This window comes from Streptomyces sp. NPDC001348, assembly GCF_053597535.1.
In genome coordinates, this window is sequence record NZ_JBSFIK010000040.1 from 45,117 (window position 1) to 60,219 (window position 15,103).

The 15,103-nt window shown below is 70.9% G+C and carries 12 protein-coding genes and 1 tRNA gene; 5 read left to right on the forward strand and 8 right to left on the reverse strand.

Going from position 1 to position 15,103, the window contains the following annotated elements; translation table 11 throughout:
* Positions 1-93 precede the first annotated feature (93 nt).
* Positions 94-2,193 carry an elongation factor G gene (gene fusA, locus ACWC21_RS32310; protein WP_450886990.1) on the reverse strand — a complete coding sequence of 700 codons (2,100 nt, stop codon included), beginning with the start codon at positions 2,191-2,193 and terminating at the stop codon, positions 94-96.
* 1,000 nt (positions 2,194-3,193) lie between these two features.
* Here fusA and ACWC21_RS32315 point away from each other — a divergent pair.
* The gene (locus tag ACWC21_RS32315; RefSeq protein ID WP_450886992.1) at positions 3,194-4,414 is read left to right on the forward strand and encodes an MFS transporter; all 1,221 of its coding nucleotides are present in this window, start codon (positions 3,194-3,196) and stop codon (positions 4,412-4,414) included.
* Between the two features lie 91 nt (positions 4,415-4,505).
* Here ACWC21_RS32315 and ACWC21_RS32320 read toward each other — a convergent pair.
* The 5 genes from ACWC21_RS32320 to ACWC21_RS32340 form a co-directional block, all read right to left on the reverse strand.
* Positions 4,506-4,590 (reverse strand) — tRNA-Leu (locus ACWC21_RS32320).
* Positions 4,591-4,806: 216 nt separating this feature from the next.
* Positions 4,807-5,484: a GntR family transcriptional regulator gene (locus ACWC21_RS32325; protein WP_450886994.1), complete on the reverse strand. Its 678-nt coding sequence runs from the start codon at positions 5,482-5,484 to the stop codon at positions 4,807-4,809.
* A gap of 143 nt (positions 5,485-5,627) precedes the next feature.
* On the reverse strand, positions 5,628-6,575 hold the full coding sequence (locus tag ACWC21_RS32330) for a beta-ketoacyl-ACP synthase III (RefSeq protein ID WP_450886995.1): 948 nt from the start codon (positions 6,573-6,575) through the stop codon (positions 5,628-5,630).
* A gap of 138 nt (positions 6,576-6,713) precedes the next feature.
* Positions 6,714-6,842 (reverse strand): MFS transporter small subunit, encoded by a 129-nt coding sequence (locus tag ACWC21_RS32335; protein ID WP_450886997.1) that lies wholly within the window; start codon positions 6,840-6,842, stop codon positions 6,714-6,716.
* Positions 6,817-8,145 (reverse strand): OFA family MFS transporter, encoded by a 1,329-nt coding sequence (locus ACWC21_RS32340; protein ID WP_450886998.1) that lies wholly within the window; start codon positions 8,143-8,145, stop codon positions 6,817-6,819. The genes ACWC21_RS32335 and ACWC21_RS32340 overlap by 26 nt, the downstream gene beginning before the upstream one ends.
* A gap of 168 nt (positions 8,146-8,313) precedes the next feature.
* On the opposite strand from ACWC21_RS32340, the gene fdhD reads away from it, so the two are divergent.
* Positions 8,314-9,162 carry a formate dehydrogenase accessory sulfurtransferase FdhD gene (gene fdhD / locus ACWC21_RS32345; protein WP_450887000.1) on the forward strand — a complete coding sequence of 283 codons (849 nt, stop codon included), beginning with the start codon at positions 8,314-8,316 and terminating at the stop codon, positions 9,160-9,162.
* A 191-nt stretch (positions 9,163-9,353) separates the two neighbouring features.
* Here fdhD and ACWC21_RS32350 read toward each other — a convergent pair whose 3' ends face one another.
* Complete coding sequence (locus ACWC21_RS32350; protein WP_450887002.1) at positions 9,354-9,791, reverse strand: MarR family winged helix-turn-helix transcriptional regulator; 438 nt, start codon at positions 9,789-9,791, stop codon at positions 9,354-9,356.
* Positions 9,792-9,914: 123 nt separating this feature from the next.
* On the opposite strand from ACWC21_RS32350, the gene ACWC21_RS32355 reads away from it, so the two are divergent.
* The gene (locus ACWC21_RS32355; protein WP_450887004.1) at positions 9,915-10,832 is read left to right on the forward strand and encodes a quinone oxidoreductase family protein; all 918 of its coding nucleotides are present in this window, start codon (positions 9,915-9,917) and stop codon (positions 10,830-10,832) included.
* A gap of 36 nt (positions 10,833-10,868) precedes the next feature.
* Here ACWC21_RS32355 and ACWC21_RS32360 read toward each other — a convergent pair whose 3' ends face one another.
* Positions 10,869-11,882, reverse strand: a complete 1,014-nt coding sequence (locus tag ACWC21_RS32360; protein WP_450887046.1) for a bile acid:sodium symporter family protein — start codon at positions 11,880-11,882, stop codon at positions 10,869-10,871.
* A gap of 154 nt (positions 11,883-12,036) precedes the next feature.
* On the opposite strand from ACWC21_RS32360, the gene ACWC21_RS32365 reads away from it, so the two are divergent.
* Positions 12,037-12,912, forward strand: coding sequence for a LysR substrate-binding domain-containing protein (locus tag ACWC21_RS32365; RefSeq protein WP_450887006.1), 876 nt, complete (start codon positions 12,037-12,039; stop codon positions 12,910-12,912).
* A gap of 362 nt (positions 12,913-13,274) precedes the next feature.
* Positions 13,275-15,101, forward strand: a complete 1,827-nt coding sequence (locus tag ACWC21_RS32370; RefSeq protein WP_450887008.1) for an AMP-dependent synthetase/ligase — start codon at positions 13,275-13,277, stop codon at positions 15,099-15,101.
* Positions 15,102-15,103: the final 2 nt, after the last annotated feature.

Below are 15,103 nucleotides of genomic sequence, written 5' to 3' on the forward strand. Positions count from 1 at the left end.
TACCGGAGGGGCCCCGCACTCGGACGGCCTGATTGCGAAGACGGGTCACGCCACGCCTGTCAGGAGACGTGGCGTGACCCACGGTTCGGCCGGCTACCGCGCCGCTGTCACCGCCGGGGCCGGTGCGTAACCGGTGGGCCGGGCGGTGAAGGTGCCTCGGCCCTGGGTGCGGCTGCGCAGGCGCGTGGCATAGCCGAAGAGTTCGGCCAGTGGCACGGTGGCGGTGAGTACCACCGCGCCGGCGCGGGACTCGGAGCCGGTGACCCGGCCGCGCCGTGCCGCCAGGTCGCCGAGCACACCGCCGACGGCGGCCTCGGGCACGGTGACCGTGACCTCGGCGACCGGCTCCAGCAGGGCCATCGCGCATGCCCGCAGCGCGTCCCGGAGTCCCAGCCGGCCCGCCGTGCGGAACGCCGTCTCCGACGAGTCCTTCACATGCGTCGACCCGTCCGTCAGCGTCACCCGCAGCCCGGTCACCGGGTGACCGCCGAGAGGTCCCTCGGCCAGGGCGTCCCGGCAGCCGGCCTCCACCGCACGCACGTACTCCTGCGGCACCCGGCCGCCGACGACGGCCGAGCGGAACTCGAAACCGCAACCGCCGGGTTCGGCCGTCAGTGGCTCGACGTCGAGGACCACATGCGCGAACTGCCCTGCGCCTCCGTCCTGTTTGACGTGCCGGAAGACCAGCCCGGACACCCCGCCGGCCACGGTCTCCCGGTATGTCACCCGGGGACGGCCCACCGTGACCTCGGGCCCCGACTCACGGCGGATCTTCTCCACCGCGACCTCCAGGTGCAGTTCGCCCATCCCCGACAGCACCGTCTGACCGGTCTCGGGGTCGGTACGCACCACCAGCGACGGATCCTCCTCGGCGAGCCGTGCCAGCGCGGAGGCGAGACGGCCGGTGTCGGAGCCGCGGCGCGCCTCGACCGCCACCGACACCACCGGGTCGGCGACCGCCGGTGGCTCCAGGACGAGCGGAGCGGACGGATCGCACAGGGTGGAACCGGGCCGGGCGGACTTCGGTCCGGCCACGGCGACGATGTCCCCGGCGACCGCCCGGTCCAGCCGGGCGTGCCGGTCGGCCGTCACCCGCAGGATCCGCGCGACCCGCTCGGTGCACCCCGTACCCGTGTCCCGCACAGTGTCTCCCTTCTCTATCGTGCCCGAGTAGACACGGAGGTACGTCAGCCGCCCGGTGGCGGTCGCGTTCACCTTGAACGCCAGTGCGGCGAAGGGGGCTTCGGGGTCGGCGGGGCGCAGTTGCTCGGCTCCGTGGTGGGTGCCGCGCACGGGCGGGACGTCCAGCGGGGACGGCAGGTAGGCCACCACCGCGTCCAGGAGCGGTTCGACGCCGCGGTTGCGGTAGGCCGAGCCGCAGAGGACGACGAGGCCGTCCCCGGTGCGGGTGAGTTCGCGCAGGGCGGTGACGAGGGTGGGCGTGGACACCGTCGACCGGTATTGCGGCGTGTCGACCGTCGGCTGCATACAGAATTCCTCCATCGCCGCCGGATGCAGTTCGGCCACGGTCTCCTCCAGCGCCCGGCGCCGCCGCCACGCCTCCTCCCGCAGCGCTTCGGGCACCGGCCCCTCCGCGGCCGCGTCGCCGTCGTCGGGCCAGACCAGTGCCCGCATGCGCACCAGGTCGACCACGCCGGTGAACGTGTCCTCCGCACCGATCGGCAACTGCATGACGAGCGGTGCCGGGTGCAGACGCTCGCGGATCGACGCCACGGCCGCGTCGAGGTCGGCGCCCGCCCGGTCCAGCTTGTTGACGAAGGCGATCCGCGGTACGCCGTGCCGGTCGGCCTGCCGCCACACGGACTCGCTCTGCGGCTCGACCCCCGCCACGGCGTCGAACACGGCCACCGCCCCGTCGAGGACGCGCAGCGAACGCTCGACCTCGTCGGCGAAGTCGACGTGTCCCGGTGTGTCGATCAGGTTGATCCGGTGGCCGTCCCAGGCGCAGCTCACCGCGGCGGCAAAGATCGTTATGCCGCGGTCGCGTTCCTGGGGGTCGAAGTCGGTGACGGTCGTGCCGTCGTGGACCTCGCCGCGCCGGTGTGTGGTGCCGGTCGCATACAGGATCCGTTCGGTGACCGTGGTCTTGCCGGCGTCGACGTGGGCGAGGATGCCGATGTTGCGGACGGTGGCCGACCGGGCGGCAGAGTGCGGACGGGGTGCGGTGCGCATGGCCCGATGCCTTTCGCGGGATACAAGGGATACGGAATGGGCGGCGCGATTCCCGGGCAGGCAACAGCCGATCGGCCGCCGAGGGGGTCCGGTGGTCACCAAGGTGACGGATGCGGCGGGCGAATGCGAAAGGTGTCAGCCGTGTGCCACGGGGTTCCGGTGCCGGCCGCGCTGCGGGCACCGGGCGGACGAGGACACGAGGATCACCTCGTACCGGGAACGGGGAGCGGCGGCGGAACGGTCACGCACGGCACTGCCCCCCTCACCTGTCGACCCGTCATGGACGGCGCGGACCCGCGGTTGCGGCGCGCGACGCATCGTGAGTGTAGGGAGGGTGACCGGCCGGCAGCACGGGCTTTTCTCCACCACCGGCATTGCCGAAGCCGGCGACCCGGCGGAGAAATCCGCGATTTTCCCCTTCCGTCCCTTTTTCCTCGCTCTTCCAAGAATTCCTTCCACCGCCGCCGACATGTTCCGGACATCCACCCGACGGACATCGGCCAACTTCGCGACGCGGGCGGCACGTTGTCCCGCCTCGCGCACCAATCCGGTGCCACCACAAGGGGAGGGTTGCTCCGTATCCGCGTCTGGCCGAAAAACGACGGTCACGGGTCGTTCACGGAGCACCGGCCGCCAGCGGCCGGGCACCCGGTCCCCCGTCGCCATGGTGGCGATCACACCGCCCGGCGCACGGCAGTTGTCCCGCGGCCGCCCATGGGCGGGCGAACCCGGCCGCCGTCGGAGCTCGGCCTTCCGCGTTACCGGAACGCCGGCCGCGAACCCGCTCTCCGCACCGGACATGGCCGAGAAGCCGGGATTCCGGGGCCCCGGCCGAGGCTCCGCCGCCACCGCCGGAGCGGTGTCGGGGGGTGGCCGGTCGACGCCCTCCCGCTCATCGAGCAGGCCTAGCCTGTTCCGTCAGCAGCCTTGAAATGATCACGGCAAGCACATGGATGGGACTCGATTGGACACGCACAAAACGCGGAGGACGAGGTTCACCATGCTGCGCCGCGGCCTGGTGATCCCGGGACCCGCGCTGGTACTGATCGCGGGAACGCTCCTCTCCCGCGTCGGCGACTCCCTCGCCTCCCTCGGCATGGTGCTGGACGCGGCCGACCGCGGCATTCGCTGGGGAGTCACCGAGGTGTTCCTCGCCGAGCTGATCCCCACCGTCCTCGCCGCTCCGCTCGTCGGGGCGCTCGTGGACCGGCTCAGCGCCCGCACGGTGTGCCTGTCGGCGCTGGCGGTCCAGGCGGCGTCCTTCGGAACCGCCGCCGCGGTCGACGGTTTCCACCTGCGGGTGGCGCTCATCTCGCTGTCCGGGCTCGCCGGTGTGGCGTCGGTGACGGCCGGTTTCAAGATGCTGCCGGTGGTCGCCGGCTCGGAGCACACCGGGCGGTCGAACAGCTTCCTCACCGCGGGACTGTCGACGGCCGGGCTGATCGGCCCGCCGCTGGCGGGTTTCCTGCACTCCGCGCGGGGCACGGCGTTCCTGCTCGCCGTCGACGCGGTGTCCTTCCTCGTACTCGCCGGTTGCACGGCGGTGGCCGTCCCGCGGCGTGCGGACGTGGCTGTCGGCCGCCGCCCCGCCACGAAGATCTCCGACGGCTACCGCGCCCTGCGCGACGCCCCGGTGGTGGGCGTGCTGTTGCCCACGCTCGCGGCAGCGATGCTGGCCACCAGTGTCGAGGGGGTCGCCGGCGTCTTCTATCTGCGAGGCGTGGCCGACGGCAACGAGACCCTCTTCGGGTTCTTCCTGGCCACCTGGGCGCTGGGCAGCATCCCCGGTGCCCTCCTGGCCGGACGCGCCGGCTGGTCCGGGCGGCACACGGCACTCATCCTGGGCGGGGTGCTGGGGATCTCCGTCGCGCTGCTGACGGCCGGGCTGCTGCCGGTGGCGGCGGTGATCTTCCCGCTGTTCCTGATGGGCGGGTTCGGCAATGGTGTATGCAATGTCGGTCTACGAAACGCGGTGCACACTCAGGTACCGGCTCAGGTGCACGGCAGCGCGTGGGCCTGCTATCAGGCCCTGTCGCGGACCTGCATCGGCCTGGGCTACGTGCTGGGCACCCCGAACGCCCTCGTGCCCAGCCGAGGCCAGGTGATCATCTCCGGTGCCGTCCCGCTGGCCTTCGCCCTGTGGGCGACGCTCGGCCTGTTCCGCCGGGGTCAGCCGTTCCTCGGTGAGTCGCCGGCGAAGATCGGCGAGGCGTCGGGCTGACCGGCCGGCCATGCCGGCGGCGCGGACGCCGTGGGGACACCGTCGACGCGGAAGGGTGCCGACCGCTACCGGTCGGCACCCTTCCGTGAAGTGTCCGAGGGGGGACTTGAACCCCCACGCCCGATAAAGGGCACTAGCACCTCAAGCTAGCGCGTCTGCCATTCCGCCACCCGGACAAGGTGTCTGCCGCCTTTCCGGGGAGGTTCCCCGCGGCGACATGGACAACAATACCAAGCTTTCGGAGTGCGTTTCACCTGCGTATGCGGCGTGTGGGCAGGACCACGGGGTCCGCCGCGCCCATGGCCCCGGACCCTTCACGGCACGTGAACACCGTCTCACTCTCCGGCCGCGTCGGCCGAAGCAGGGCCGGGCTCGGCCTTGGATCCCGTTCGTCAGGACCTGTCGCGCTCGTGGTAGCAGTGCCGGGTGTGCTCGGTGTGCAGCCGCATCAACAGGGCGGCGCGCTCCTCGTCGCGGTCGGCGATGGCTTCGACCAGTTGCTTGTGCTCCTTCCAGGACTGTTCGCCGCGAGTTCGGGCCACCGGCGTGTAGAGCCAGCGCACCCTGCGCTCGACCTGCCGCCCCAGCTCGGCGAGCACCGCGTTGCCCGACAACTCCATGATCTTGGAGTGGAACACGCTGTTCAGGGCTACTGAGCCGGCGGTGTCCTGGTTCGCGACGGCCGACCTGCCCCGCAGCAGGAGCTCTTCGAAGACCTCGCGAATCTTGTCGTCCGCGTTGACGGCGGCGAGCCGGGCCGCCTCGGCCTCCAGGAGCGTACGGACGGTGAGGAGCTGGTCGGCCTCCGCCTCGGTCGGCTCGTGCACGAAGGCTCCCTGCGCGGGCCGCAGATCGACCCAGCCCTCGGTGTTCAGCCGCTGCAGCGCCTCACGCACCGGCTGCCGGGACACCCCGAGGTGCCCGGCGAGCTCGCTCTCGACCAGGTGCTGGCCTGGCTGCAGCGCACGGGTGGTGATGAGTTCGAGCAGCGCCTCGTAGACGCGGTCGCGCAGCGGGCCGGGGCGTTCGAGCTTGGGCACTGCTCCCTGCGGCAGTCCGGTCGACAACATCGCGGGTCCCCCTTCTGGGCATACCGTCCGCCGTCGACGGCACGCTGTGTATGCAGTGGACGCCCAGTATCGATCGCGTCTTGTCTACGATCTACGGCGCACAACCGACCGTGGGCCGTGAACCGGGCGCGTGACTGGTGATCTCAAGGGCACCGTACGACCTGTCCGGCATAGGACAAATTGCCGCCGAAGCCGAAGAGCAGCACCCGGTCCCCGCTGAAGAGCGCGCCCTGCTCGGTCAGTTTGGAGAGGGCCAGCGGGATGCTGGCGGCGGAGGTGTTGCCCGATTCGGTGACATCGCGCGCGACCACCGCGTTGACGGCGCCGATCTTCTCGGCCAGGGGTTCGATGATGCGAAGGTTGGCCTGGTGCAGGACGACCCCGGCCAGTTCCTCGGGGGCGACTCCGGCACGCTCGCACGCCCGGCGGGCGATGGCCGGCAGCCGGGTGGTGGCCCAGCGGTAGACACTCTGTCCTTCCTGGGCGAACCGCGGCGGCGTGCCCTCGATCCGTACCGCGTGGCCCATCTCCGGCACCGAACCCCACAGCACCGGCCCGATCCCGGGCTCCTCCCCGGCGGCGCACGCCTCGACGACGACGGCTCCGGCTCCGTCCCCGACGAGCACACAGGTGCTGCGGTCGGTCCAGTCGGTGACCGCGGACATCTTGTCGGCGCCGATGACCAGGGCACGGTTGGCCGCACCGGCGCGGACCGTGTGGTCGGCGGTGGCCAGGGCATGGGTGAATCCGGCGCAGACCACGTTGACGTCCATGGCGGCGGGCTCCGGGATGCCGAGCCGGGCGGCGACCCGGGCCGCGGTGTTCGGGGAGCGGTCGATCGCCGTCGAGGTGGCCACCAGGACGAGGTCGATGTCGGCGGGGGCCAGGCCGGCCGCCGCGAGGGCCTTGGCGGCGGCACACGATGCCAGTTCGTCGACCGGCTCTTCGGGGCCGGCGAGATGCCGGGTGCGGATGCCCACCCGGCTGCGGATCCACTCGTCACTGGTGTCGACCATGCCCGCCAGGTCCTCGTTGGTGAGCACCCTGGCGGGCTGGTGGTGGCCGATGGCGGTGATGCGCGAGCCGTTCAACTGGAATCCCCCTCGTTCGACATGGGCAGCGGGATCCACCAGTCTGGGCAGTGACTCACGGGTACGACGGCAGGTGAAGCCACAGGAATCGGGCGCCCCTGTTGTCGGCTTCCGTCAGACCCTCGGATACCCGAGCATTCACCCGGTGAACAGCTGCGCCGCCTTCTGCACGAGTTCGTAGAGCCCGTACCCCAGCGGCGCCGCCACCCACAGCCAGGCGAACGCGATCAGCCCCCGTCGGCTAGGCGGACTGGTGTCGCTGGACATCGGCGGCCTCCCTCGGCGCGGGGATGTGGTGACGGGCGTGGACGGGGCGGACGAACTCGTTGGCGACGAAGCCGAGGACGAGCAGCCCGATCATGATCGCGAACGACAGCCCGTAGAGCGCGGATCCGTGTTTGCCGGCCGCTTCCTGCCGGTCGGCGATCCAGTTCACGATCAGCGGACCGAGCACACCCGCGGTCGACCAGGCGGTGAGCAGCCGGCCGTGGATCGCACCGACCTGGTAGGTGCCGAAGAGGTCCTTCAGATAGGCGGGGATCGTCGCGAAGCCGCCGCCGTAGAAGGAGAGGATCACCAGTGCGCACAGGACGAACACGGGCTTGGACGCGTCGCCGGCCAGTGCGAGGAGCAGGTACGTCAGCGCTCCGACGCCCAGGTAGACGCGGTAGACGTTCTTGCGCCCGATCATGTCCGAGGCCGAGGACCAGCCGAGCCGGCCGGCCATGTTGGCCGCCGAGAGCAGGGCGACGAATCCGGCGGCCGCGGAGGCCGACACGGGTGTGGAGGTGCCGGCGAAGAAGTCCGAGATCATCGGGGCGGCCTTCTCCAGGATGCCGATGCCGGCGGTGACATTGGTGCAGAGCACGATCCACAGGCACCAGAACTGGGGAGTACGCACCGCGCTGCGGGCCGACACCTGAACGCCCGTGAGAGAGCGCACGCCGGCGTCCTGGGGCGCGTCGGTACGTGGAACCCGGACGAGGAGGACACCCAGCGACATGAAGACCGCATACGAAAGACCGTGCACGAGAAACGCGAGTGCGATCCCGGAGTGGTCGGCGCCGAAGGAGTCGAGCATCTGGGCCGACCACGGCGAAGCGATCAGCGCGCCGCCGCCGAAGCCCATGATGGCGATGCCGGTGGCCATGCCGGGGCGGTCCGGGAACCACTTGATCAGGGTGGATACGGGCGAGATGTAGCCGATGCCGAGACCGATGCCGCCGACGAAGCCGTAGCCGAGGACGATCAGCCAGTACTGCTGCGTCTGTGCGCCGAGCGCGGAGAGCAGGAAGCCGGAGGAGAAGCAGACGAGGGCCACGGTCATCGCCCAGCGCGGGCCGTTTCGTTCGACGAGCGTGCCGCCGAACGCGGCCGACAGACCCAGCATCACGATGGCCAGCTGGAAGGGCAGGGCGCTCTCGGTGCCGTCGAGATGGAGGGCGGCTTCGAGAGCCGGCTTGAAGACGCTCCAGGCGTAGGCCTGACCGATGGAGAGATGGACGGCGAGAGCGGCGGGCGGAACGAGCCAACGGCTCCAGCCCGGGGGTGCGACAGGGGGGCTGCTCATGGTGCCGGACGGTAGGTGCGGGAAGGTGGTTGATCAAGCCGACGGGGCCCGTATGCGCTGAACGGTATGCAGAATGCGGTGAACGGTCGGCGTCCGAGTACGTGTGTACCGGGGGCTGCTGTACTGCGGGCCGCATCCTTACGGCGTACGTGCAGGACAATGAGTGGCATGGGACGAGTCACGGAACGACGCAAGGTGATCCGCATCCGGGACGGGGCGGTCTCCACCCGTCCGGACACCCTCGTCGCCGAGGAGCCCCTGGAGATCAGGCTCAACGGCAGATCGCTCGCGGTCACCATGCGCACGCCCGGCGACGACTTCGCGCTTGCCGCGGGCTTCCTGGTGAGCGAGGGCGTCCTGGCCACCGCAGACGATCTGCTGAACATCGTCTACTGTGCGGGGGCGACGGCCGACGGTTCCAACACCTACAACGTGGTGGACGTGAAGACCGCGCCGGGCGTCGCGCTCCCCGACTTCACGCTGGAGCGGAACGTCTACACCACCTCCTCGTGCGGACTGTGCGGCAAGGCCAGCCTGGACGCGGTCCGTACGACGGCCCGGTGGCCCATCGCCGACACTCCCCCGCTGCGGGTCGCACCCGAACTGCTCGCGAGCCTCCCCGACCGGTTGCGGGCGGCCCAGCGGGTGTTCGACCGTACCGGCGGCCTGCACGCGGCGGCCCTTTTCGACGAGGGCGGGGAACTGCTGGACGTCCGGGAGGACGTGGGCCGGCACAACGCGGTCGACAAGCTGGTGGGCCGTGCCCTGCAGAACGGGGACCTGCCCCTGTCCCGCACCGTTCTGCTGGTCTCCGGCCGGGCTTCCTTCGAGCTGGCCCAGAAGGCGGTGATGGCGGGCATACCGGTGCTGGCCGCGGTGTCGGCGCCGTCCTCACTGGCGGTGGACCTGGCGGCCGAGACCGGATTGACCCTGGTGGCATTCCTGCGCGGAAGCTCCATGAACGTGTACGCGGGCGAGGACCGCATCGCTCTGGAGGCCTCGGCCGCCCGGCACTGATCAGGACCGGCCCGGCGGGTCGGGCCAGGAACCGCACCCCCTGCGTGCGCCACCTTCCCGGCCGTGGGAAGTCCAGCGTGCGCCGTCCCGGAAGAGGCCGGCCACCAGCCCGCTGCCGGGCGGCTGCTCGGCGACGCCGGGTCGTTCGACCCGGACGAGCGCCACGAGCGTTCCCTGCACGTTGGCCGCCGTCAGCACTCGGTACCGGAAATGCGGATCAACAGGGCCATGAACTCGTCCCGTTCGGTCGCCGACAGCGGGGCGAGCAACGTGTCGTTCGCCTCTCTGGCCGCCTGCTCGCAGCGGGTGAGCAGCCCGGCCCCCGCGCCGGTGAGCGAGACAGCGTTCTTGCGGCGGTCCCGGGGGTCCGGCGCGCGGACGACGAGGCCTTGTGCCTGCAGGTCGTTGAGGACACCCACCAGGTCCTTGGGATCCAGCCCGATGCTGCGGCCGAGTTCGGCCTGGGCGACCGGACCCAGGTCGCGGACGGCGGAGAGCACGACGTGGTGCCACATCTTCATGCCCTGCGTCGCCAGGGCCTCGGCGACCAGGGCCCGGCCGCGGGCTGCCGCCCGGCCGAGAAGCCAGCTGGGGAGGGACCGGATCGCGGGGAGAGGGGCTTCGGGCATGGGAACAGCCTACCCAAGAATCATTGGACTTCCCAACGAATGCGTTATATCGTTGGCGCTCCCAACGATTACGAGGTCACAGCCAAGGCACCCCGCACTCTCTTCGCTGCCCGTGGAGGTTCGATGCGTCGCGTCCGGTACGAGTCTCCCGGCGGCCCGCTGTTCCTGGAGGACGCCCCCGTTCCCGAGCCCGGCCCGGGCGAGCTCCTCGTCCGTACCGAGGCCGTCGGCGTCACCCTGCCGGTCGTGCGCAAGGTCACCGAAGCCGCCGAACCGATCCCTCTGGGCGGCGAGATCGCCGGCGAGGTCGTGGCGGTCGGCGACGGCGTCACCCGGTTCGAGGTCGGCCGACGCGTGACGGGGCTGTGCTTCGGACACGGCTACGCCGACTTCGCGGTCCTGCACGAGACGATGGCCTCCCCCGTGCCCGACACCGCCTCCGCGGTGGACGCGGTGACACTGGTGCGCAGCGGGCTGGTCGCACTGGGCGCCCTGGGGGCGGCACGACCCGAGCACGGCGAGGCGGTCCTCGTCACGGCGGCGGCGAGCGGGGTCGGGCACCTCGCGGTCCAGTTGGCACGGGTGCGCGGAGCCGCCCGGGTGGTGGGCGCCGTCTCGGACCCGGCCAAGGCGGACTTCGTCCGCTCCCTGGGCGCCGACGACGTCATTGCGTATGCGGACGACAGCTGGGGCGATCCCGTCGACTGCATAGTGGATGCAGTCGGCGGCGACCTGCTCACACCCGCGATCGACGCCCTCGCACCCGGCGGCCGGCTCGTCGCGTACAGCTCGGGCGGCGGCACCGTCCAGGCGTACGACCTGCTGGTGGGCGCCAAGTCCGTGATCGGGTTCCAGATGGCGCGGATCGCCCGCGGACGGCCGGACCTGTACGAGCGCCTGCGGCTGGAGCTGTGGCGGCTGTTCGCCGAGGGTGCGCTGAAGCCCGCGGTCCACGGTGAGTTCGCGCTGACGGACGCGGCCCGCGCCCACGAGGTCATCGAGTCGCGGAGCAACCTCGGCAAGGTGGTGCTGCGGCCCTGACCCCCGTCGCCGCCGCAGCGGACGGCCAGGCCTTCCTCACCGCTTCGGCCCGGTCCCGGCAGCGGCCCGTGACGCCGGGCCCGGCGCGGCCGGCGGCGTCACCGACACCTCCGGGTCGCGTGCCCGGCGCCTGGCGATGACCGCGCACACCATGAGCTGCATCTGGTGGAAGAGCATCAGGGGCAGGACGGCCAGCGAGGCGTGCGCGCCGAACAGCACACTCGCCATGGGCAGCCCGGAGGCCAGTGACTTCTTCGACCCGGCGAACTGGATGGCGATCCGGTCCTCGCGGCCGAAGCGCAGGGCACGGGCGCCGTACCAGGTCAGGACGAGCATGACGGCCAGCAGAACGGCCTCGACGGCCAGCAGTTCGGCCAGCCGCCCCGCGCTCACCTGGTGCCAGATGCCGCGCACCATGCCTTCGCTGAACGCGGTGTAGACGACCAGCAGGATGGAGCCGCGGTCGACCAGACCGAGGACCTTCTTGTGCCGCGTGACGAAATGCCCGATCCGGGGCCTGAGCAACTGCCCGGCGAGGAACGGCACGAGCAACTGCAGCACGATCTTCAGCAACGAGTCGGCGGAGAAGCCCCCGCCGTCCCCGCCGAGCAGACCGGCCGCCAGCAGCGGCGTGAACACGATGCCGACCAGCGAGGAGAAGGAGCCCGCGCAGATCGCCGCTGGAACGTTGCCGCGGGCCATCGACGTGAACGCGATCGACGACTGGATCGTCGACGGAACGAGTGTGAGGAAAAGCAGGCCCTGGTAGAGCGGCTGGGTCAACAGCACCGGCACCAGGGCGCGCGACGCCAGCCCGAACAGCGGGAAGACCACGAAGGTGCAGGCCAGGACGGTGACATGGAGCCGCCAGTGCTTCAGTCCGTCCAATGCCTCACGGGTGGACAGCCGGGCGCCGTAGAGGAAGAAGAGGAAGGCGATCGCGGCCGTGGAGGCACCGGAGGCGACATCGGCGGCCGCGCCCCGCGCCGGCAGCAGCGCGGCGACACCCACCGTCGCGAGCAGCAGCAGGACGTACGGGTCGATCGGCATCCGACTCGGCCGGTGCAGGCGTTTCACAGTGCTCCCATCCTCGCTGGTACTCCCCGTGCCGGGAGGGCCTTCTCCATGGTCCTGCCGACGGGCCGATCGGGAAACCCGCACACCACTCTCACTGTCATCACGTTGCGTGATATACGCTGGCGGTGTGTACGACCCCGTGCAGCTGCGCACCTTCCTCGCAGTGGCCCAGACGCTGAGCTTCACCCGGGCCGCCCGACGGCTCGGGGTGCGTCAGTCGACCGTCAGCCAGCACGTGCGTCGTCTCGAGGACGCCGTCGGCCGTCAGCTGTTCCTGCGGGACACGCATTCCGTGGAACTGACCGAGGACGGCGAGGCCATGCTCGGCTTCGCCCGCCGGATCCTCACGGTGCACGAGCAGGCGGCGGCCTTCTTCACCGGCACGCGGGTCCGCGGCCGGCTGCGGTTCGGCGCTTCGGAGGACTTCGTCCTCACCCGGTTGCCGGAGATCCTCGAGAACTTCCGGTACGACCACCCCGAGGTCGATCTCGAGCTGACGGTGGAGCTGTCGGGCACCCTGCACGAGCAGCTGGCCGCCGGGAAACTGGACCTCGTGCTGGCCAAGCGCCGTCCGCAGGACCCGCAGGGCGAGCTCGTGTGGCACGACGAGCTGGTCTGGATCGGCGCCGAACGGCTCCGCCTGGATCCCGACCGGCCGGTGCCGCTGATCGTGTATCCGCAACCGGGGATCACGCGCGCGCTGGCACTCGAGGCGCTGCAGCGACATGGCCGGCCGTGGCGGATCGCGTGCACCAGCGGCAGTCTCAACGGGCTCGTCGCCGCGGCCCGGGCCGGTCTCGGCGTGATGGCGCACTCCCGGGGCCTGATCCCGCCCGGGCTGTTCCGGGTGCCCGAGCGGGCCGGACTCCCGGAGCTCGGAAAGGTCGACTTCGTCCTGGTGCACGGGCGCGCCCGGGCCTCGGCACGGGACGCGGCCCGGGCCCTGGCCGCGGCGGTCCTGGCGGGTGGCGACCGCCTGCATCGCGGGGGCCGGGGCGGCTGACGGACACGGACACAGGGCCGCGCCGTCATCGCGGCATGCGGGACGTCTGCTGTTTGATCCGGCGCAGGAACGGGGACGCATCCCTGGGCGCTCCGAACTCGCGTGTCCAGCCGGTCGGTCCGGACGACAGCGTCCGCCTGGTGCGGCGCCGTAGTCGGGACGTACAGATTCAGTGGAGATTACGGCTCTGAAACTTACGGAACCGTAAGGATTCTGTCCGACCCTTACCCATGTGCGGGCATTTTCCGGTCGTCGGCCTGCATAAACGTGAGCTTTGCTCGGTTTCCACCCCTCTCCCGCCCGGTGTGCGGGTGGGGTAGCTTTCACGGCGCTGGGCGAGCGACGAGGAGCGGGAGCGGGGTTTGCGCGAGTTCACCAGCCCTCCGTTGGCGTCGGCGCCACCGGTGGGAGGTCTGGCCGACGTCGTCTTCGAGCATGCCCTCGAGGACCCGCTGCACGTCGCCCTCGGCCGCAAGGACGAGCTCGGGCGGTGGCGGGACGTGACCGCCGCCGAGTTCCGCGACGAAGTCCTGGCCCTGGCCAAGGGGCTGCTGGCCCGGGGCGTCCGCTTCGGTGACCGGGTCGCGATCGTCTCCCGCACCCGCTACGAGTGGACCCTCTTCGACTTCGCGCTGTGGACCATCGGCGCGCAGGTCATACCCGTCTACCCCACGTCCTCGGCCGAACAGATCTTCTGGATGCTCTACGACGCCGAGGTGACCGCGGCGGTCGTCGAGCACGAGGACCACGCGATGACCATCGCCACCGTCATCGACCGGCTGCCCCATCTGCGCCAGCTGTGGCAACTGGACGCGGGCGCGCTGCAGGAGCTGTACGACGCGGGCGCCCACATCGACGACGAGACGGTGCACCGGCACCGTCAGGCGGTCACCCCCGACTCGGTGGCCACCGTCATCTACACCTCCGGCACCACCGGCCGCCCCAAGGGCTGCGTCATCTCCCACGGCAACTTCATGTTCGAGGCGGACACCGTCCTCCAGCACATGGAACCGGTGTTCCACTCCAGGAAGGGTGACGAGGCCGCGACCCTGCTGTTCCTTCCCCTGGCTCACGTCTTCGGCCGCATGGTCGAGGTGGCCACGATCCGCGGCAAGATCCGCTTCGGCCACCAGCCCCAGCTCAACGCCGCCGCCCTGCTGCCCGACCTGCAGGCCTTCAAGCCGACCTTCATCCTCGCGGTGCCGTACATCTTCGAGAAGGTCTACAACTCCGCCCGCCGCAAGGCGGAGAAGGAGGGCAAGGCCGGCCCGTTCGAGAAGGCCGTCGAGATCGCGGTGAAGTACGCGGACGCCATGGAGGCGAAGGCCTGGGGCATCGGTCCGGGGCCCTCGGCGGGGCTGCGCATGCAGCACCAGCTGTACGACAAGCTCGTGTACACCAAAGTCCGCGCGGCCATGGGTGGTCGCCTACGGAATGCGATATCCGGCGGCTCGGCCATGGACCGCAGGCTCGGACTGTTCTTCGCGGGCGCCGGCGTCCAGATCTACGAGGGATACGGCCTGACGGAGTCGACCGCGGCCGCCACCGCCAACCCGCCCGAGCGCACCCGCTACGGCACGGTCGGCCAGGCCATCCCGGGCGTCACCGTGCACATCGCCGACGACGGCGAGGTGTGGCTGCACGGCGCCAATGTCTTCCAGGGGTATCTCAACAACCAGAAGGCGACGGACGCGACCCTGCACGACGGCTGGCTGGCCACGGGCGACCTGGGCAGTCTGGACGATGACGGCTACCTCACCATCACCGGCCGCAAGAAGGAGATCCTCGTGACCTCCGGCGGCAAGAGCGTGTCCCCCGGTGTGCTGGAGGAGCGGGTCCGCGACCATCCGCTGGTCAACCAGTGCATCGTGGTCGGCAACGACCGCCCGTACATCGCGGCTCTCGTCACCCTCGACCAGGAGGCGGTCGAGCACTGGCTGCAGATGCGTGGCAAGCCGAAGATGTCGCCCGCCCAGCTGGTGCGCGACCCCGACCTGGAGACGGAGGTGCGGCGGGCGGTGGTAGCCGCCAACACCCTCGTCTCGCAGGCCGAGTCGATCCGGACGTTCCGTATCCTCGCCCAGCCCTTCACGGAGGAGCACGGGCTGCTCACGCCTTCGCTGAAGCTGAAGCGGAAGGCGATCGAGGGCGCGTACGCCAATGAGGTCGAGGCGCTGTACCGGGCCTGACG